Genomic DNA, 19,767 nt, shown 5'->3' on the forward strand with positions numbered 1-19,767 from the left:
TGATGCGATACTTGAAGACCTTTTTGATCGCCCTGACGATGTCAATTTGGGCTCCGCCGCTGTTGGCTGCCATTGTTATGGGTATTGTTTCGGAGCGTTCAGCTGCGGAAATGGCCGCAGGCGCCCATCGCTTTCTGGATCGAAACCCTGATCACCAAGTGGTGTTACGAACCCCGGAACAGCTTGCCATCCAGAGCGACCAACACGTGCTTGAGCTGCTTGAGAGCGCAGATGCACTGGTGCTGTCGGCGGTATTTGGCGACCAGGTCAACCGTCTTGCAACGTTAATAGAACAAGTAGTTGCGGATGACCCCGCAAGGCAGATGCCCGTGTTGGGTATCAACAGTGATTGGCGTATCTCTCGGCTATCGCAGATTAATGGTCGCCAGCCATTGGCGTCGCTGGATGATGCCGGGCTCAGAATGCTGGTGGCTGCGCCAGCAGCGGGTGTTGACGCCAGTGATGACCTGGCAGACCGGCAGGCGGTATTTCCGGACCAGGCCGCCTGGCTGGAGGGCAGGGCCTTCTATCAGGGCAGAACGCCACAGCACCTTGATGGTCTGATGCGTTGGCTGTTGGCCCGTGCGGGTCATGATATGGATTATGAAAAGCCCGAACCCCGTGCCAGCATCCGCTACTATCAGAACGGTGAAGCCAACGCTGACGCTTCCCGATTAGAGCTGGCAGACGGTCCTGTGGTGGCGATTCTCGATCTTGATAGCGGTGATCGGCCTGGCGACCGGGATTTACTGAACGATATGTGTGCAGCTCTGAAAGCCCGAGACCTGCAGTGCTTCGCTATTCTCTCCCGCTGGGGCGGTGCTAGCCTTGACGCCTTAAGCGCCCTGGAAGCGACGATTCAGCCGGCGACGCTGGCGGGCATTGTCAGCCTGCAGGATTTTACCATCGGTGGTGGCGAGGGCCGCTTGCAGGTGACGCAGGAGCTCATTCGCCTTAACGTCCCGGTGGTCAAAGGGCTCAGGCTGGCTTCGCGAACCCGCAATCAGTGGCAGTTATCCGTTGACGGGATTCCCGCCGACAAAGTGCACTACAAGCTGGCTATGCCGGAACTTCAGGGCGTCAGTCAGCCTATGGTGCTGGCAACGGCGGAACCAGAGGTGATTGACACGCTAACAGGTGTTGCACTCACGCTGACACAGCCGGTGCCAAACCGCGTTCAAGCGCTGGCCGACCGCCTTAAGCGCTGGCAGGTGCTGCAAACCAAAGCGAACGCTGACAAGCGGGTGGCGATCCTTTACTACAACCATCCCCCTGGGCGCCAGAATGTAGGGGCGGACAATCTGGACGTGCTGGCCTCACTGTTTGAAATGCTGACCTGGTTGCAAGCTGAGGGCTACAACACCGGCACCCTGCCGGACAGCCCGGAAGCCTTACTCGACCTGATTCAGCAGCGTGGCGTCAGCTTGCCGGATGACCCGCGCGCGCTGCAGGAAATGGCGGGTGAGGTTCCATCGATGAGCGCGGAGACTTACCAGGGTTATCTGCAGTCTCTGCCCGGCGTCGTGCAGCAGGAAATGGTTCATGGTCCTACCGGGTATCTTCATGAACGTCTCGAACAGGCCCATCAACTTGCGGAACAGGGCCTGGCCCTAGGTATTTTGGACCGGGGCGTGAGGGACCTTCGGCATTTGATCGAAAATGTGAAGCACCCCAATCGACCCACAGCCCTGGCCCGTCTTGATGACTACGAAACATTATGGATCCGCCGGCTTAAAGAAGGCGGCCATAAAAACGAGCTGAACGCTCTGCGAGTGGCACTGACCGATACCGACCTTCCAGGACTGAAGGGTTGGGGTGAGGCGCCAGGGCAGTCGATGGTGGTGAATAATCGCCTGATTTTCCCCGGTCTGCGGTTCGGCAACATCTTTATCGGGCCACAGCCGCCAAGAGGCTGGGAGGTGAATGAAGAACTTCTTCACGCCAACACCACCTTTCCGCCGACGCATCAATACGTCGGTTTCTACCATTGGCTGCGGGATCACTATAAGGCCGATGCGTTGGTGTATGTGGGCCGGCATTCCACTCGTGAATTTCTGCCACGGCGACGTGCGGGCCTGACCGAGGACGATTATCCGGATCTTCTGGGTGGCGACCTGCCGCTGATCTACCCCTACATTGTGGACGGCGTTGGCGAAGGCATACAGGCGAAGCGCCGAGCGCTGGGCGTGATGATCAGCCATCTGACGCCGCCTCTGGCAGCCACCGAACTGTACGACAATTTGCTTGAAGTAAGGCAGTTAGTGGAGACCTGGCAGTCTGCCACCGAACCCAACAGCCCAACCCGGGAGCGAGCGTTGGCGTTGCTTCGGGAGAAAATTGCCGAATTGGATATCGCCGAAGATATCGAACATGAAATTGCCAATGAAATGGGTCTTGCGGCCGCCGAGGTCTCGGTCGATGAGTTGTCGCCGGAATTGCTGGTGCATGAAGCCGGGCATTATGTGACGAGCATACAAGAGCATTACATGCCCCTGGGCCTGCACGTGTTTGGTCAGGACTGGACCCCTGAAATGCTGGATACCATGCTGACCTCAATGGCAGGCGACTCCGGTAAACCAAACCCCGACTGGCGCCAGAAGCTGGCCGGTTCGCCGGCGGCGGAACGCAAGAGCTGGCTGAATGCGCTCAATGGTCGTTTTGTGGCACCAGGGCAAGGCAATGACCCGTTACGAACCCCCGAGGTTCTGCCCACCGGGCGAAATTTTCATGCCTTGTCTGACGACCTGATTCCGACACGAGTTGCCTGGTCGCTGGCTGAGGAACTGGTCGCAGAAGCGGAAAAAACCGGAACCCGACAGCGTGATGAAAGTGATGCGTTGGTTCTTTGGGCTTCGGATACAGTGCGCGACGAAGGCGTGATGATCGCTTTTGGTCTGAAACTTATGGGTATTCGGCCGGTCTGGAACAGCCGGGGCATTGTTAACGGCCTGGAGCGGCTGCCGGCCGGGCCGGGCACCGATAACCCGGTGCGGCGTAATGTGGTCTTTACCACGTCCGGACTGTTCCGGGACCTTTACGGTAGCAAGTTGGAATGGCTGGACCTTGCCTCTCGTTACGCGCTGGCGGGCGCCGCAAAAACGATTGTTAACGACCACCCGGATTTGGCGCCTGCCCTTGATCAGGCGCTGTTGGTGTTGCCGGTTGCCCTGCGTAAGCGCGGCATTGAATCGCTTGCAACCAATGGCGTTGCCGCGCGCTGGGTTGCCGATGTTCGAGTTCTGCTGGCGGCTGGGCAGTCGGGGCGCGACGCCGGCACACAGGCGGCCTACCGGGTGTTTGGTACAGCGCCGGGGGCTTACGGAGCCGGTGTTAATACTCTGGCTACGCGCACCGGAGCATGGCAGAGCCGACAACAACTGGGGGATGCCTATCGCCGCCGAATGGGCCATGTTTACGGTAAAGAAAGCAACGGTGAGCCGGCGCACGAGGCGTTTGACCGCCAGTTGCTGTCCGTAGACAAAACCTATCTTGGCCGGTCAAGCCATTTGTACGGCCTGCTTGATAACGATGACGGTTTCGACTTTCAGGGCGGCCTCTCCAATGCAGTGGAGCATCTGCGGGGTGAACCGCCGGAAAATCGGGTTTTGCAGTACGAGGATCCAAAGAACCCGCGTGTCGATTCACTTCAGCGCGCGTTGCAGGTTGAACTTCGCGCCCGCAATTTGAATCCGCAGTGGCTGGCACCGTTAATGGAGCATGGTTATGCCGGTGCCCGCACCATGGGCAGCGATTTTCTGGATAATCTCTGGGGCTGGCAGATAACCAGCCCGCAGGTGCTTCGCTCAAGCGTTTGGGATGAGGTTAATGACGTGTATTTTCAGGATCGCCACGGGCTTGGCTTGGATGATTTTCTGGCTGAGGGGCACAACGTCCACGTCAAGACGCACATGCAGGCAATTGCTCTGCTGGCAGCCAAACGTGGTTTCTGGGAGGTGGATATCTTTACCCTGAAACCGCTGTTAAGTGATTTCGCTAACAATATTATCAACCATGGCCTGCCCGGAAGCGGTCATACTCGTCCGGACCATCCGTTGATGGATTGGGTGGCAGGCCAGCTGGATCCGCAACAGCGGGAAGCTTTCGGTTCTGCCCGCAGGGGGGGTACCGCTGCGTATCCGTCCGTGCGTGCGGCGAACGATGACTGCCAGACATCGGTGATCCTGACGCGCTCAGGCTGCCGTTAGTGAATCTGGCCAGGGCCAGACATTTCATCCGTTAACTGAGAAGGAACCATTACATGCGTGAACGCGCCAAAGACCCCGAACGCCACGCCCGCCGTATGGCGGCCAAGCAGAAAATGATGCACGAACGCATTGCCCGCGCCCAGAAAGAGCAAGGTGTCTTGCTGGTGCTGACGGGCCCGGGCAAGGGCAAAAGCAGCTCCGGCTTCGGCATGGTTGCCCGCGCCCTGGGCCACGGCATGAAAGTGGGCGTGGTGCAGTTCATCAAAGGTGCTTTCAGCACCGGCGAAGAAGCCTTTTTCCGCAATCTGCCTAACGTGGATTACCACGTGATGGGGCAGGGCTACACCTGGGAAACTCAAAACCGGGAACAGGATGTGGCCTCTGCCACGGCCGCTTGGGAGATTGTTGCCACCATGCTGAAAGACGACAGCTACGACATGATTCTGTTGGATGAATTGAATATTGCGCTGAAGTACGAGTATCTGGACCTGGATCGGGTACTGGACGATCTGCAAAGCCGGCCCGAGATGCAGCACGTGGTGGTTACCGGTCGCCATGCGCCGCAGGAACTGATTGACCTGGCAGACACCGTTACCGAGATGGGCGTGGTGAAGCACGCATTCAAAGATCAGGGCATCAAAGCCCAAAAGGGCGTTGAGTTGTAGATTATGGTCACACTGATGATTCAGGGCACCACGTCTGACGCCGGCAAAACCACCGTGGTGGCGGCCCTTTGCCGCTGGCTGGCACGCCAGGGTGTGTCGGTGGCGCCGTTCAAACCGCAAAATATGGCCCTGAACAGCGCGGTGACCGTAGACGGCGGCGAAATTGGCCGATCGACAGCATTGCAAGCGCTGGCGTGTGGTCTTGAACCCCACAGTGATATGAACCCGGTGTTATTGAAGCCACAAAGCGACTGCGGCGCCCAAGTGATTCTGCGCGGCCAGGTGCACGGCAATATGGGCGCGCTGGACTATCATGCCTACAAAGCCGAGGCCATGGTGGCGGTTATGGACGCCTGGCGTGCGCTCAGTGAACGCTATGACGTGATCATCGCTGAAGGCGCTGGCAGCCCTGCTGAAATCAACCTGCGCGCCAACGACATCGCCAATATGGGCTTTGCCGAAGCCGCAGATTGCCCGGTGCTGTTGGTGGGCGATATTGACCGTGGCGGTGTGTTTGCCCAGCTGGTAGGAACCCTGGAGTTGGTTTCTGCGAGCGAACAGAACCGCACAAAAGGCTTTATCATTAATCGCTTTCGCGGCGATATCGCTCTGCTGGAACCGGGTCTGGACTGGCTGACCGAACGCACTGGGAAACCGGTCATTGGCGTGCTGCCCTATCTTCACGGCTTGATTGTGGATTCCGAAGACAGCATTGGCACCAGCGGCACAAGTGAAGCCGGCGCGCTGAATGTGATTGTGCCGGTGCTGCCGCGCATCAGTAACCACAACGATTTTGACCCGCTGCGCCTGCACCCCGGCGTAAACCTGCAATTTATTGGCCCGGACCAAGCCATTCCAGCAGCCGACCTGATTATTCTGCCCGGCAGCAAAAGCACCCGCACGGACATGGCCTTTCTTCACGCTCAGGGCTGGACGCAGGCCATCCAAAAACACCTGCGCTACGGCGGCAAGGTGTTTGGTATTTGCGGTGGTTTTCAGATGTTGGGTGATCGCGTGGATGATCCGGCTGGGCTGGAAGGCAGCAGCGGCACAACCGAAGGCTTGGGCCTGCTGGATATGACGACCACCATGGTCGCCGGTAAACAGCTGAAAAACGTTTGCGGAACACTGACGTTATCAAACCGGAATTCTGGCCAGACAGAGGCGGGTTTCAGCGGTTACGAAATGCACAACGGTGTGAGCGAAGGCGCGGCTCTGGCGCGCCCATTAGGTCGGATGAACGGCAAAAATGAAGGAGCTATTAGTGCCGACGGTCAGGTAGCGGGTACCTATGTACACGGAATTTTTGATGAGCCTGGGGCTTGTGAAGCCTTGCTGCATTGGGCCGGGCTGGACCACTCAGGTGCAGCAATAGACTATCAGCAACATCGCCTGGCCCAGCTTGACCGGTTGGCGGATCAGGTGGAGCAACATCTTGATACGTACTGGTTGCGCGACTTGCTGGGGCTGGAGTCAGTGACAACCACGGCTGGGCCAACGAGGCAGTCATGAGTGATCCCAATCGTCCTTTCACTGACGAAGAACGCGCGGGCCTGTATCGCGCTATTTTCGAGCGCCGCGACGTGCGCTCCCAGTTTTTGCCAGACCCCATCCCCCGTCCAGTATTGGCTCGGCTGCTGAACGCCGCTCACCATGCGCCGTCGGTGGGGTTTATGCAGCCTTGGGATTTTATCCTGATCGACAGCCTGGACGTGCGCCAACAGGTGTTGGCCAGCTACCACGAAGAAAACGCCAAAGCGGCAAACAACTACAGTGGTGAGCGGCAGGAAACTTATCGCAGCCTGAAACTGCAGGGCATTATCGAAAGCCCCATGAACCTGTGCATTACCTGTGATCGCAGCCGTGGCGGCAGCCATGTGCTGGGGCGCAGTTCTATTGTCGAGATGGATCTGTTCAGCACCTGCCTGGCGGTACAGAACTTATGGCTGGCGGCGCGGGCGGAGGGCATAGGCGTCGGCTGGGTGAGCATTGTGGATCAAACCACACTGGCCGGCATTCTGAACCTGCCGGATAACGTGTATCCGCTGGCTTATTTGTGCCTTGGCTACGTCAGCGAGTTTCTGGACCAGCCCGAGCTTCAGGCAAAAGGCTGGCGTTCGCGCCTGCCGCTGACCGAGCTGATGCACGGCAATCGCTGGGGGCAGCCGGTGGACGATAAAACGCTCTTGAATGCGTTGAAATCTTAAAGCCCGGTTGAGCTTAACGCTCACCGTCGCCGCTCATCATTGCGGTATTGTCGCAAAGCGCCGTGCGCGCCGGCAGCCACAGGCTGACACAGAGCCCGGTCTGGCCGTCGGGTCTTGTGTTCAGGGTCAGTTGTCCGCCGTGGAGTTCGGCAATTCGCCGCGCAATGGCTAATCCCAACCCTGCGCCCCCACCAATCCTTTGGTCAAGCCGCACAAAGCGGCTAAGCGCACGCTCCCGGTCCGCAGTTGCAATGCCGGGGCCCTGATCGCAAACAGTAACGTGATAGCCGTCGGCGGAGGGCACCAGGCGGGTTTCCACCACCGTGTGCTGCGGGCTGTATTGAATCGCGTTGGCCAGCAGGGATCGCATCAGGGTGGTGACCAGGGCGTTGTGGCAACACATCAGGGCTTCGCCGACATCGTCCTGTAAAACCGGCTCAATGTTCTTTTTCAGTGCCAGCGGTGCCACATCGGCAATACTCTGCTCAAGTATTTCAGACAGATTATGGTACTGCGGTGAAAAATCAGCGCCCGAGTCGACCCGGTTCAGCAACAACATTTGCTCTACTAAATGAGTCATGCGGTCAACGGACTGGATCAAGGTGTTGAACTGCTGCGGATTGCTGTCACAGGCTTTTTCAAGGTTCAGTCGCAGTGCTGCCAGCGGTGTTCGCAGTTCGTGGGCGGCATCGGCTGAAAAGCGCCTTTCCCGTTCCAGAGCCTGGTTTAGCCGTTTCAGCATACTGTTTACAGCTTGTACCAGCCCTGCAACTTCTTTCGGTGCCTGCCGGTCGTCAAGGGGGTGAATACGTTCCGGCGCCATATTGCGTATGGGGCGCTCAAGCCTTAGCAGGGGGCGAAGACCGATTCGAATGGCGGCGCTGGCGGCCAGCAGCAGTAACGGCAACGCGAGGAGTAAGGGCAGAACGTTACCCAAGGCCAGTTCCTGGCTCAGCTCCTCGCGAAGTGCCTCGCGCTGGGCGGTGCGAATCCAAAAGCCCGTGGCCGCGTCTTTTAGTGTGAACACCCGCCAGCGATAACCCCGGGATTCGGTCCAAGAGTAACCCGGGGCCAAAACCCCGGCGTCATCGGCGTTGAGCGTATCCAACAGGGGGGTGCGGTCGGGCGTCCAGACTTCAAAGGCCAGTTTCTTCTCGTATTTGTGCCCTGCGCCACCGGGCAGAATTTCGTCACCGTCTGCTTCGGGGTCAATGTCTTCAGCAATCGACAGTGTCAGCGTTTCGCGTAGGGTTTGCGGTAACTGCTCCAGTGACTGGGTGTCTGCCAGGTGGCGCACCAGCCCTTGCACAATGCGCGTGCTCTGCGCTAATTCGGCGTCGAACAGCTCTTCCAGCTCATGATTGCTTTCGACATAACTCCAGGCGGCGGCGATCAGGGCGATTAACAGAACCGTCGAGGTGACCAGCAGCGTGAGGGTGCGAGTCAGGGACATTCCGGCACTCCGGAGGCTGCCTGGCTGTCCAGCAGATACCCAACTCCGCGGATGGTTCGAATTGTCAGCTTGCCCACCCGACGCCGCAGATGATGAATGTGCACTTCCAGAGCATTGCTCTCCGCGCCCGCCTCCCAGCCATAGAGCTGTTCTTCCAGGCGCCTGCGGGTGGCAACCTGATCAGGGTGGCGCATCATGTACTGAAGAATCTGAAACTCGCTGCGGGGCAGGGTTGCGGTGTCTGTGCCGCAGGTTAGCTGGGCCGAAGCCGGGTCCAGTGTTAGCCGTCCTACGATCAGTTCATCTCGGTTGGTGGATGACCTGCGACGGGTGACGGCCCGAATCCGGGCCTTGAGTTCGGCCATGGCAAAGGGTTTGGTCAGGTAGTCGTCTGCGCCTGCATCCAGGCCCTGCAGTTTTTCCGCCAGTTCTGCCCTGGCGGTCAGAATGATAATGGGCAGCTGATTGCCCTGTTGCCGGGTATGTCGAACGATATCAAGGCCGTCTACCCTGGGCAGGGTTAAATCCAGTATGGCCAGGTCAAAATGCTCATCCACCAGCGCATTCAGTGCCTGCTGGCCATCGTCCAGCCAGTCTACGGTGTGCTGGTCTGCCCTCAGCATGTCCAGCATGGTGCTGCCCAAAAGGTGGTCGTCTTCTACCAGTAATATGCGCATCAAGCGTGGCCCGTGTCGGAAATATCGTCGAAACCGTATTTTACACAGGCTTTCTTAAGCCAGTCTTAACCGGCGCGTGGGGGGGAACCTTAAGGCCGGTTTAAGAATTCTGCTGCCAGAGCTTAAGGTTGGGTTAAGGCTTGCTGGCTAATCTGATGGTTCATGATTTCGGGCGCCCTGCCCAAAAGCTGTTGGAGAGCGCATATGAGCGACCCACTTACAATGTCCATACACTGCCCACCGGATTCGCCAGAGCTGGTTCCGGCCCTTCGTTGTGCCGGGCGCTGGTTGAGCGAGATTACACCCGATACCGCACTGGCGGCTACGGTTGCACAATTTATTCGGCGGCGGTTTTTGCAGGCCTATGGCGCCGAACCTTCGTTGCGGATACCGCTATTGCTGGCGTTGACCTCGGCTCAGGGCACGCTTTTAGCCGCGGTGGGCGTTCGTAGTGCGGCCCGGGAACGCCTTTTTCTTGAAGACTACCTATCTGTTCCGGTCGAATCGGTCATGCCGTCGGCGGGAATTGCGCGCAGCAAAATTGCAGAGATTGCACACTTGGCCGGGGTAGAAGCCGGTGTCAGCAGACACTTGTTTGCCTCATTGACGGTGTGGCTGCAGGGCGCGGGTTATGACTGGGTAGTGTGTACCGGCACCGATCAGTTGCGTAACAGTTTTCACCGAATGGGCATTGCCACTCAGGTGCTGGCCAACGCGAACCCGGCGAGTTTGCCCGATGGTGGCGCTGGTTGGGGTCGCTATTACGATCATCAACCCGTGGTGATGGCGATCAAAGTGGCCGACAGCCTTGGTGCTTTGCAGCAGGTGGGAATGCTACGGCGGATTCAGTCGGCGTCATCCGACCTCGGCTCAGGCGGTTCTGACAGCTTGCAGCAGGGAGATGCTTATGGCCGCCTTGCCTGAATTGCTTAAACGTCAGGCACTGGCGCACCCGTCACGTATAGCCTTGCGTGGGCCCGAAGCGGAGTTCAGCTATCAGCAGATGATGCAGGCGGTAGAAACGGTGGCCGAACAGCTAAACGTGCGGGGTATAAAGCGTGCCGGTGTGTGCGGCGACAACACCATTGCCTGGGTACTGGCCGACCTTGCCTGCCTGCTGGCGGGTGTGGTTTGTGTGCCAGTACCTGTGTTCTTTTCTGAATCCCAGACCGCCCACCTGATCGAACGGGCGGGCCTGGACGGCTTGCTGTGCAGTGAAGAGGCAAACGGCAGCGAGCCATTGGGCCAGGGCGTCTGGCTGCGCCCGCTGCCGGCGTTTGCAGCAGTGCCGCCGATGGCTCATCTGCCGCCGATACCGAAAGACACGGCGAAAATTACCTTTACCTCCGGCAGTACCGGCACCCCCAAAGGTGTGTGTCTGTCGGTGGCGCAGATGACCGCAACGACTTTGGCCCTGAAAGAACGGCTGTCGGGTGTCGAATTACAAACGCATTTGTGCATTCTGCCCCTGGCGACCCTTCTGGAGAATATTGCCGGCGTTTACTTGCCGTTGCTTATGGGGGCTACAGTCATGGTGGCGCCGTTGGCGCAGTTGGGTATGACTGGCAGCAGCGGCTTAAACCTGAGCCAACTGGTTGCGGGAATCAATCAACACCAACCTCAATCACTGATCTCGGTGCCAGAGCTGGCGATGGCGCTGGTCAGCGCCGCCGAACAGGGGCAGCTGAACAGCCGCTCATTGCGCTTTATGGCCGTTGGCGGTGGCCGGGTTTCTGCCGAGTTGCTGGCCCGTGGCCGCGCTGCTGGCCTGCCACTGTACGAAGGTTATGGGTTGTCGGAGTGCTGCTCTGTGGTGGCGTTGAACGTGCCGGCTGCCGAGTGTGTGGGCAGTGTGGGTAAACCTCTGTCTCATATCGATATCAAGGTGGATTCTGGCGGCCACATTCTGGTTCGAGGCAATACCCATTTGGGCTATCTGGGTGACGAATCGGAGCAGGACGAGTGGTTGGATACCGGTGACTTGGGCGCGCTCAACCCAAGCGGCTTTCTGTCGGTTAATGGCCGTTCGAAGAATCTGCTGATCACCAGCTTTGGCCGCAATATCAGCCCGGAGTGGCTGGAAAGCGAGCTTGTTCAGAGCTTGGGTATTTGCCAGGCCGTGGTGTTTGGCGACGGTGAACCGCAGCCAATGGCACTGATAATAGTGACAGACGGGCGTTCTTCAGACGAACTTGCCGGCGCATTGCGGCAACTCAATCAACGCCTGCCGGATTACGCCCGCCTGGCCATGGTGTATATCCGGCGCCAGCCCCTGAGCCAGTCCGAAGGTTACATCACCGCAAATGGCCGCCCGGTGCGGTTACACATTCAGACCCATCTGCCGACACTGTTGGCAAAAGCCTTTTCTTTATCTATGTCGACATCGTTAGCCAACCAATCAGGAGAATTTCACATGGCATTTTTTGACAGATTGCAGCAAGAAACAGCACAAGCACGGGCCCATGTTAGCGGCGCGCCGGTTGTGAAAGCGATTGGCGAAGGCTGTTTCAGCCTGGAGTCCTATACCTGGTTTCTGACCCAAGCCTTTCACCACGTTAAGCACACGGTGCCGTTAATGATGGCTTGTGGCGCAAAACTGCCCTCGCGAATGGAGTTCGTTCGCAAGGCGCTGGTTGAATACATTGACGAGGAGTATGGCCACGACGAGTGGATACTGAATGATCTGGACGCCTGCAGCGCCGACAAGGAAGCGATTCGCACGGGCAAGCCGGATGTGTCTATAGAGCTTATGGTGGCATACCTGTACGACCAGATTAACCGGGGCAATCCGGCGGCGTTCTTTGGCATGGTTCAAGTGCTGGAAGGCACTTCCATAGAGCTGGCTACGCCGCTGGCCGAGCAGATCCAGAAACTCCTTGGGCTTCCAGATCAGGCGTTCAGTTATCTGTACTCCCACGGAGCTCTCGATCAGGACCACTTCGAGTTTTTCCGCAACCTGATGGACGGCATTACCGACCCGACCGATCAGCAGGCCATTATTGATTCTGCACGCGTGGTATACCGGCTCTACGGCGATATGTTGCACAGCATTCCGCTGCCGGCCATGCGCAAGGAGAAACAGCATGAAGCTGCATGATCGGGTTTTTCTGCTGTTGGGAGGAACCGGGGGTATTGGCAAGGCGCTGGTGGAGCCGCTGGTTCGGGCAGGCAGCCGTGTCATCGTAGCCTCCCGCCATCCGGAACGTATTGGCCATCTGGAAGGTGTGTCGCCGGTGTGTCTGGACCTGGCGGCCGTCGATCTTGACCAACAGTTGGCGCGCTTGACGGAGGCCTACCCGGAGATCGACGGCGTGATCCATTGCGCCGGCCAGAATCGCTTTGCCGGACTGGCAAGGATGTCGGTTGACGAGCTCGATGCCCAGCTTAACGTAAACCTGCGCTCGGCCATGCTGGTGGCCAGACATTTTGCCCCCAGGTTCGAGAAGGCGGGCAGCGGCGCGCTGGTGTTTGTGGGGTCGACCTTTGGCAGCATAGGCTTCCCCGGCTATACCGCCTATTGCGCCACCAAATTTGGCCTGCGGGGGTTTACCGAAGCTCTGCGCCGGGAGTTGGCGGATACCGCTGTGCAGGTGGTGTACGTGGCCCCCAGGGCCACTGCCACCGACATGAATGCGGAAGCTGTGAACGAGTTGAATCGTGCGCTTGGTAATAGCGTGGATACGCCCCAAACGGTGGCAACCGCCATTCTGAAAGCGATGGAAAACGGCGATCGCCGCCGGTTCCTTGGCTGGCCCGAGAAATTGTTTGTGGTGATTAACGGGATACTGCCGCGCATTGTCGATAAAGCAATGCTTAAGCAGCTGCCGGTGATTCGGCGTTTTCTTAATGCAAAGGTTGCGTCATGAGGTAATGGACGGTCTCGCCGAAAAAGTCACCTGTATTAACTTTGAAAGGCGATTAATCGTTCTTTTTAAAAGAACATAACGATCTAAAATAACTATTTTTGTTTATGATAAAAGATTCGGATACTAGGAGCACCTAATGGCTATCCGACTCCGAGGTTCAATGAATGGTCGATGTTAAGTTAATCGAGCCACTGTTTTTGATTCTGGTACCGCTGCTTTACTTTATTGGAGCAATCACCAGCTCACTAAAAATCCCGCTTAACAGCCCCTTGATTTGCAATCTTGCCTTTGTCGCAGCCTTGGCAGGTGCCATGAGCGGCTGGCTTTTGCCGGGGTCCGCGAGCTGGCTGAATCTGGCGCCGCTGGCCTATATTATGCTGCTTCTGATTACCCTGTTGGGAGCGATTCTGGCCCGGTTCTCCATGAGGTATCTTGCGGGTGATCCGGGGCAGAGGCGTTTTATGGTCTGGTTACAGATCATACTGGGAGCCGTTTCTCTGATTGTTACAACCAATCACCTGTTGGTTTTTCTCGCCAGTTGGATTGTGATCAGCATCAGCCTTCACCAGCTGCTGATGTTCTTCCCGGACAGGCCCAGGGCTGCCTTGGCGGCTCATAAAAAGTTCATTTTTGCGAGACTCGCGGAGCTTTGCCTCGGGCTAGGGTTTGCGCTGCTGTATTTTCAGTACAACACTCTCTTTATCGACCAGATTCTTGCCGCTTCAGCAGAGACCGATGCTATTCCGGTTGTGGCGCAGTTTGCAGCGGTTCTGATGGCCGTTGCGGCGCTGCTCAAGTGCGCTCAGTTGCCGTTTCATGGCTGGCTGATGCAGGTTGTGGAGTCGCCCACGCCTGTGTCGGCCTTACTTCACGCTGGTGTTGTCAATCTTGGCGGCTTTTTGATGATCCTGATGGCGCCGTTGATCTCTCAGGTGAGTGCTGCACAGTGGCTTCTGTTGTTGGTTGCTGGCCCAACGGCGGTTTTTGCCAGCCTGGTGATGATGACCCGTATCTCTGTGAAGGTCCGCTTGGCCTGGTCTACCTGTGCCCAGATGGGGTGGATGCTGGTTGAGTGCGCTCTTGGCCTCTATGAACTGGCGCTTTTACACCTGGTTGCCCACTCCGCCTACAAGGCGCACAGTTTTCTCAACGCTGGAAATGCGGTGGAACTGTCTCTCAGAAAACGCCTGGTGGTTATCAAGACCCCTAGCGCAATTCAATGGCTGATTGCGGCGTTTTTGGCTTTTGGGCTTGCCGTAACAAGCGTCGTTGTTTCCGTCGGATCCACGCCTGCGCAGATGTTCTCTTGGGTTGTGCCCGGCATTGCGCTCACTATTTTGTTGTCGGAAGTGTTGGCGGCCGGTGGGGGCAAGCAATCAATTGCTCGGGGTTTGCTGATCGGTGCGGCCTTCTGGGGCATTTATTGGGCCCAGAAATCGGTTTTCCATGTGCTGTTAGCGCCACCGGAAAATCAGGCAGATGCGGCTGCTGTGAGCTTTGTGGCGTTGCTCCTGATTCTGCTGGTTACCGGCTATTACCGCGTTCGCTATCAGCGCTATTCACCCTCGGGTGCCAGATTCTACCGGTTCCTTTTTGCTGCCGCCTATCTGGATGAATGGGCAACGCGCTTCACTCTTAAAGTCTGGCCGGCAAAACTGCCCGATGTGGTCAAACCGCATTTTGTTTCGAACCACTTTGAAACCAAGGAGTCTGTCTAGTGTTAGCCTCGAGCGTAAAGGATCTTGATGAAAAAAACGGCTCCGCACCGGATTGGTTCCGGGCCGTTGCCGATGCGGGTGATCGGATTGCGCCTACCTGGCCTTTGGACCAGATGATCGCCGTTAATCCCTTCTGGGAAATGCGAGGCCTTTCTTTCACCAAGGTGTCAGCACGTATGGCGGCCCTTAACGGTGTTGGCAGCCAAAGGCCATCGGCGCTGGGTGAAAGCCCGGTGGATAAGGCTCCGGCGAAGTTGGCCAGAATGCCAGAGCACTGGCAAAACCTCAGTGCACAGCTTGACCGCCATCGCGATACCTGGCATCAGTTGGGGTGGCAGGATGAGATTGTTCAGCAGATCAGCCAGTTTTGCGGCGATTATTTCCAGCGGCTTGATGCCGGTGAGTTCAAAGCCGATGCCCAGCATCTTTATCAAAGCTGGCTTGGGATGACCCGCGCTGATCGGGGCATTGCGATTGTTATGGGCGAGCCAACGCTGACGTCGCAGTTCGATTTGCTGCCGGGTCAATTCGATACGCTTTTATTGGACGCTTTCAACACCTTGGCTCCGCACCCGGCGCCCGCAGCAGATTACGCCCATGCGCTGTTGCTGGATGTTAACGGCTGGGCCTCCTGGGTTGCGTATTTGCGTTGGCAAGATCGGTTGCAAGGCAAAGAAAGTGAAGACGCTGCCGATTTGCTGCCCGGCCTTTTGGCTATTCGTTTGGGTTGGGAACTGGCGTTGTGGCGCCACGTTCAGCACGCGGGCGGTGGTATTTTTGCAGACTTGAAACAGCGCTGGATCAAGCAATGGGAAGAGCTGCCAGCGATGCTGGAAATCCACGAGATTTTTCAGCAGCCCGCATGGGCGGCTCATAAAGAGGCGGAAGTAGCGTATCAGGCCGCCATGGCCGAGAAGTTGCTTTCTCAACCAAAACCACAGGCTTCGGAGAAGCAACCTCTTAAGCTGCAGGCGGCCTTCTGTATTGATGTTCGCTCAGAAGTATATCGTCGCGCTCTGGAAGCGCAGGACACGGCCATCCAGACCCTGGGCTTTGCGGGTTTTTTTGGATTGCCCATCGCTTATCATCCTAAAAACACTGACTTTATGCGGCCCCAGCTACCGGGGTTATTGGCTCCTGCTTTTGATGTAACCGAGCTTGAACCTACCAGTGAATCTGCCCGGCAAGCGCTGGCTAACCAGTCTCATTGGTCGAGGTTCTCCAGTGCCAGCCCGGCGAGTTTCAGCTTTATTGAGAGCCTGGGACTTGCAGATCTGGGTCGCATGGTGAAAAAGACGTTTAGGGGGCAGCCCCGGAGTAACCCCGTTGATGGCCTTCATGAAACTCAGACTAACTTCGAGATTTCGAAAGCGGGTGTTCCCTTAACCCTGGAAGAAAAAGCCGAGCTGGCGGGCGGCATTCTCAAAGCCATGACGTTAACAGAGCATTTCGCGCCGGTTGTTTTGCTGGTGGGCCACGGTAGCAGTACTCGCAACAACCCTCATGCAGCTGGCCTGGATTGCGGCGCCTGTGGCGGGCAAACGGGCACTGTTAACGTGCGCGTGCTGGCCGGGCTGCTTAACGACCCGAGCGTGCGAGGTGTTTTGGCGGAGCAGGGTTTAGTGATTCCAGAAGGCACCCGATTTATGGGTGCCTTGCACAACACCACAACGGATGACGTCGATTGCGCCGAGCCGATTCCGCAAAACATCAAGGCATTTCTTCAGGCCGCAGGCGCTCGGGCGCGCCGTGAGAGGGCTGTTCGGCTTGGCGTCAGCAAGGCAGCCGACGTGGATCAGGCCGTTAAACAGCGCAGCCAGGATTGGTCAGAAGTGCGGCCTGAGTGGGGGTTGGCGGGTAACGCCAGTTTTATTGTTGCACCGCGGTCATTCACCAGGCACCTGGACTTGGGCGGCCGGAGTTTTCTCCATGATTACCGCTGGCGTGACGATGCAGGCTTTCAGATCCTGGAACTGATTATGACCGCTCCCATGGTGGTCACTCACTGGATCAACCTTCAGTACTACGCCTCGGTAACAGACAACCTGCACTACGGCAGCGGCAACAAAGTGCTGCATAACGTGGTTGGCGGTCATCTGGGCGTTTTTGAGGGCAATGGCGGCGATTTGCGAATCGGCTTGCCCTTGCAGTCACTGCATAGCGGCGAGCAATGGATGCACGAACCCCTGCGCCTGAGCGTTTATCTGGCAGCGCCAAGGGAGGCGATTGCTGACATCGCCCGGCGCCACAGTGCCGTGGGAGATCTAATCGACAACGACTGGCTGTATCTGTTCCGGATTGACGAGGAGAATAAGTCGGTTGAGCAGTTCTATCACGGCCAATGGACAACGAAAGCTGAAGGGCTTAATAGCGCTGACTGAGGGCCGCAGCGCCTCCCTCCACCCTTTTTTCAGGCCGGCCCGTTCGATGATGCCTATGAACAGGCCGGCCTGAAAAGGGCTTTTTTTCGGCTTTTTCTTCAATGCCTCAAAGCCAATAATCACATCCATCAATTCGTTGGTGATTTCGGTCTGGCGCACAGAACGCAAATCGCCCGTTACAATGCCAATACGCTCATCCACCGACTGCTCGGCCTGCTGCATCAGTGCCAGGCGCGCTGCGTTCTCAGTCACCATGGCTTCGGCCGAGGCGCGAAATACGCTGGCAAAGATGTGGCTGCGAATCAGCGACGACAGCAGCGCATCAGCGGCCATGGTGTAATCCGGCAGCGCCCTAGAGTTCCAGCGCTTGGTGCTTTGCAACAGTGCCGGTTCCAGTGGCAGCAGGCGCCGGGTGACGGGTTCGCGGGTGCCGTGTTCACCGCGTTGAGTGAACGCCAGGGTAACACCGACGCCTGATAGAGACTGGCCACGGCCGAGAGCGTCAATACGGCTGACAATGTCGCCGGCCAGACGGCCAATGCCGTCGGCGGAGGCGGGTGGTAGTAACGTGGCTTCCGGTTTCAAGCCCTGATCGGTGAGGGCATCCTGCATTTGCGCGCCAATGCACAACAGGCGCGGCTTGCCGGCGCTTTGGGCGTTCTGGTGCTGCTTCACCAGCTGCGCCAGGCTTTCGTTGTAGTTGCCGCACAGGCCGTGGTCTGTGCCAAACACTACGATTAGCTGTTCGGCGCTGGCGTCCTGTTGCAGGCTGAGCCCACCGGTACGGTATGCAAACGCGGCAAAGCCCTGCAAAATAGTCTGGTGGTAGGCCTCTATGGAACGCGCTGCGCGCTCGTAGGGCGAGGCGTTAATGGCCGACAGCGTTTTCATGGTGTGCACAATGCCACGGATGCTGGTCAGCGTGTCGCTGTGGCGCTCCAGCGCTTCAAGAGATTGGGCCATTCCTGTTCTCCAAGTCAGTCCCCAAATCAGCTTCCAGAGCCGCGCGAACCATAGCGATCACCCGCTCGCTGTCCTCTGGCCGTAACTCTTTGTTGTCCGCTATGCGTTGCTCAATCTCCTGCAACTGTTTCTTGGCCAGCGCGCGTATGCGCTGCATGGCATCTACCAGCAGCTGCTCTTCCAAACCGTCAAGTAAGCCTTCCATGGCCGCAATCAACACTGCAAGTTGCTCAACCGCCGGCATCGGATCGCGCTCGGCCTGGCGCAGGGAATTGCGCACCGCCGCGCCGCGCTTCAGGCGGGCGCGGGTCGCGTCATCCAGCCGCGTACCAAAGCGGGCAAAGTCTTCCAGTTCTTCAAATTGCGACAGAGTCACCCGCAGGTTGCCGGCAACCTTACGCAGGGCCCGGCTCTGAGCCTTGCTACCCACGCGGGATACCGACAATCCCTGATGCACCGCCGGGAACTGGTTCTTTTGCACCAGCTGTGGTGACAGGTAAATTTGGCCATCGGTGATAGAGATCAGGTTGGTGGGAATGTACGCAGACAGGTTCTCGGCCTGGGTTTCTACCACTGGCAGAGCGGTAATAGAGCCACCGCCTAACTCTTCGGTAAACTGGCCGGCCCGTTCCAGCAGGCGGGCGTGAACGTAGAAGATGTCCCCCGGGAACGCCTCGCGCCCCGGTGGCCGGCGCAGCAGTAACGACAGCTCGCGGTAGGAGCGGGCATGGTGGGTCAAATCATCAAATATGATCAATACATCGCGGCCCTGATCGCAAAAATACTCCGCCATGGTCATCGCGGCATAGGGAGCGATGTAGGCCAGGCCGGGTGTTTCCTCATCGCCGGCGGACATTACGACGCTGCGGGCCATCATGTCGCCTTTTTTTAGCGCGCCGATAACCCGTGACACAGCATCGCCGCGCTGGCCGATAGCGCAATAGATACAAATCACGTCGGACCGTACCTGGTTGAGCATAGTGTCCACCGCGATCGATGTTTTTCCGGTTTGGCGATCACCGATGATCAGTTCGCGCTGGCCCAGGCCCACCGGCACAGCGGCGTCTATGGCTTTGATGCCGGTCGCCAGCGGCTTGAAAATGGCCGAGCGGCTCAACACGCCAGGCGCCTCGGCTTCCACCGGGTGATCGGCGACTGCCGCGATGACCCCAAGGCCGTCGCGGGGAAGGCCGATGGCACTTACAACGCGGCCCAACAGAGCCGGGCCAACGGGCACGCTGATGACCTTGCGAGTACGCCGCACGTCTTCGCCAAGGCGGATGTGTTCCGACGGTCCAAGCAGAATAACGCCCAGCCGGCCGGGCTCAAGGTCCAGCACAATGCCGCGTACACCGGACGCAAATATCAGCAACTCATCCGCCAGGGCGCGAGCCAGGCCGGTCACTACGGCCACGCCATCGCCCACTTCAATAACGCGACCCACCTCAGTCAGCACCGGTGCGGGTGTCGGTGTGGCCAGCAGGTCTTGCTGCCAGCGCTGGAACTGCTGTTCGAAATTCTGGTCCTGGCTCTGGCTCTGGCCCTGAACCCGAGGCTGCGCGCTGGCAGGGATTTGCGCCTGGCTGTTGTTGACGCTGTCGATGTCGCTGCTGCTGTCTCTATCGCTCATAG

At 58.0% G+C, this 19,767-nt stretch carries 13 protein-coding genes; 9 read left to right on the plus strand and 4 right to left on the minus strand.

The window, feature by feature from the left end; translation table 11 throughout:
* Positions 1 to 2 precede the first annotated feature (2 nt).
* The 4 genes from MRBBS_RS00970 to bluB are packed head-to-tail and all read left to right on the plus strand — an operon-like array spanning position 3 to position 7,077.
* The gene (locus MRBBS_RS00970; protein WP_014869537.1) at positions 3 to 4,205 is read left to right on the plus strand and encodes a cobaltochelatase subunit CobN; all 4,203 of its coding nucleotides are present in this window, start codon (positions 3 to 5) and stop codon (positions 4,203 to 4,205) included.
* A gap of 53 nt (positions 4,206 to 4,258) precedes the next feature.
* Complete coding sequence (gene cobO / locus MRBBS_RS00975) at positions 4,259 to 4,870, plus strand: cob(I)yrinic acid a,c-diamide adenosyltransferase (protein ID WP_014869538.1); 612 nt, start codon at positions 4,259 to 4,261, stop codon at positions 4,868 to 4,870.
* A 3-nt stretch (positions 4,871 to 4,873) separates the two neighbouring features.
* Positions 4,874 to 6,382, plus strand: coding sequence for a cobyric acid synthase (locus tag MRBBS_RS00980; RefSeq protein WP_014869539.1), 1,509 nt, complete (start codon positions 4,874 to 4,876; stop codon positions 6,380 to 6,382).
* Entirely contained in the window at positions 6,379 to 7,077 is a 699-nt protein-coding gene (gene bluB / locus MRBBS_RS00985; protein WP_014869540.1) for a 5,6-dimethylbenzimidazole synthase, read from the plus strand. The genes MRBBS_RS00980 and bluB overlap by 4 nt, the downstream gene beginning before the upstream one ends.
* A 13-nt stretch (positions 7,078 to 7,090) precedes the next feature.
* Here the strand turns inward: bluB and MRBBS_RS00990 are convergent, their stop codons facing one another.
* The gene (locus MRBBS_RS00990; protein ID WP_014869541.1) at positions 7,091 to 8,530 is read right to left on the minus strand and encodes an ATP-binding protein; all 1,440 of its coding nucleotides are present in this window, start codon (positions 8,528 to 8,530) and stop codon (positions 7,091 to 7,093) included.
* The gene (locus tag MRBBS_RS00995; RefSeq protein WP_014869542.1) at positions 8,521 to 9,207 is read right to left on the minus strand and encodes a response regulator transcription factor; all 687 of its coding nucleotides are present in this window, start codon (positions 9,205 to 9,207) and stop codon (positions 8,521 to 8,523) included. Before MRBBS_RS00995 ends, MRBBS_RS00990 begins: the two co-directional genes overlap by 10 nt.
* Positions 9,208 to 9,411: 204 nt before the next feature.
* Here MRBBS_RS00995 and MRBBS_RS01000 point away from each other — a divergent pair, with 204 nt between their 5' ends.
* The 5 genes from MRBBS_RS01000 to MRBBS_RS01020 all read left to right on the plus strand — a co-directional run bounded on the left by MRBBS_RS01000 (position 9,412) and on the right by MRBBS_RS01020 (position 17,172).
* On the plus strand, positions 9,412 to 10,131 hold the full coding sequence (locus MRBBS_RS01000; RefSeq protein WP_227497556.1) for a thermostable hemolysin: 720 nt from the start codon (positions 9,412 to 9,414) through the stop codon (positions 10,129 to 10,131).
* Positions 10,115 to 12,304: an AMP-binding protein gene (locus MRBBS_RS01005; protein WP_014869544.1), complete on the plus strand. Its 2,190-nt coding sequence runs from the start codon at positions 10,115 to 10,117 to the stop codon at positions 12,302 to 12,304. The genes MRBBS_RS01000 and MRBBS_RS01005 overlap by 17 nt, the downstream gene beginning before the upstream one ends.
* Entirely contained in the window at positions 12,291 to 13,073 is a 783-nt protein-coding gene (locus MRBBS_RS01010; protein WP_014869545.1) for an SDR family oxidoreductase, read from the plus strand. Before MRBBS_RS01005 ends, MRBBS_RS01010 begins: the two co-directional genes overlap by 14 nt.
* 164 nt (positions 13,074 to 13,237) lie before the next feature.
* Positions 13,238 to 14,791: an NADH-quinone oxidoreductase subunit L gene (locus MRBBS_RS01015; protein ID WP_014869546.1), complete on the plus strand. Its 1,554-nt coding sequence runs from the start codon at positions 13,238 to 13,240 to the stop codon at positions 14,789 to 14,791.
* Positions 14,791 to 17,172, plus strand: a complete 2,382-nt coding sequence (locus MRBBS_RS01020) for a YbcC family protein (protein WP_014869547.1) — start codon at positions 14,791 to 14,793, stop codon at positions 17,170 to 17,172. Before MRBBS_RS01015 ends, MRBBS_RS01020 begins: the two co-directional genes overlap by 1 nt.
* Here MRBBS_RS01020 and MRBBS_RS01025 read toward each other — a convergent pair.
* On the minus strand, positions 17,056 to 18,135 hold the full coding sequence (locus MRBBS_RS01025) for a F0F1 ATP synthase subunit gamma (protein ID WP_227497557.1): 1,080 nt from the start codon (positions 18,133 to 18,135) through the stop codon (positions 17,056 to 17,058). The genes MRBBS_RS01020 and MRBBS_RS01025 overlap by 117 nt on opposite strands.
* A complete protein-coding gene (locus tag MRBBS_RS01030) occupies positions 18,119 to 19,765 on the minus strand; it encodes a F0F1 ATP synthase subunit alpha (protein WP_014869548.1) in 1,647 nt (548 codons plus the stop codon). Before MRBBS_RS01030 ends, MRBBS_RS01025 begins: the two co-directional genes overlap by 17 nt.
* Positions 19,766 to 19,767: the final 2 nt, after the last annotated feature.

The organism is Marinobacter sp. BSs20148 (assembly GCF_000283275.1).
GTDB lineage: Bacteria > Pseudomonadota > Gammaproteobacteria > Pseudomonadales > Oleiphilaceae > Marinobacter > Marinobacter psychrophilus.

Bases quoted from the DNA above. Each gene is read 5' to 3' on its own strand.
- MRBBS_RS01000 (WP_227497556.1), top strand. From the start codon at position 9,412: ATGAGCGACCCACTTACAATGTCCATACACTGCCCACCGGATTCGCCA.
- MRBBS_RS00980 (WP_014869539.1), top strand. From the start codon at position 4,874: ATGGTCACACTGATGATTCAGGGCACCACGTCTGACGCCGGCAAAACC.
- MRBBS_RS01030 (WP_014869548.1), bottom strand. From the start codon at position 19,765: ATGAGCGATAGAGACAGCAGCAGCGACATCGACAGCGTCAACAACAGC.
- bluB (WP_014869540.1), top strand. From the start codon at position 6,379: ATGAGTGATCCCAATCGTCCTTTCACTGACGAAGAACGCGCGGGCCTG.
- MRBBS_RS01010 (WP_014869545.1), top strand. From the start codon at position 12,291: ATGAAGCTGCATGATCGGGTTTTTCTGCTGTTGGGAGGAACCGGGGGT.
- MRBBS_RS00995 (WP_014869542.1), bottom strand. From the start codon at position 9,207: ATGCGCATATTACTGGTAGAAGACGACCACCTTTTGGGCAGCACCATG.
- MRBBS_RS01015 (WP_014869546.1), top strand. From the start codon at position 13,238: ATGGTCGATGTTAAGTTAATCGAGCCACTGTTTTTGATTCTGGTACCG.
- MRBBS_RS01025 (WP_227497557.1), bottom strand. From the start codon at position 18,135: ATGGCCCAATCTCTTGAAGCGCTGGAGCGCCACAGCGACACGCTGACC.
- MRBBS_RS00990 (WP_014869541.1), bottom strand. From the start codon at position 8,530: ATGTCCCTGACTCGCACCCTCACGCTGCTGGTCACCTCGACGGTTCTG.
- MRBBS_RS01005 (WP_014869544.1), top strand. From the start codon at position 10,115: ATGGCCGCCTTGCCTGAATTGCTTAAACGTCAGGCACTGGCGCACCCG.
- MRBBS_RS00970 (WP_014869537.1), top strand. From the start codon at position 3: ATGCGATACTTGAAGACCTTTTTGATCGCCCTGACGATGTCAATTTGG.
- cobO (WP_014869538.1), top strand. From the start codon at position 4,259: ATGCGTGAACGCGCCAAAGACCCCGAACGCCACGCCCGCCGTATGGCG.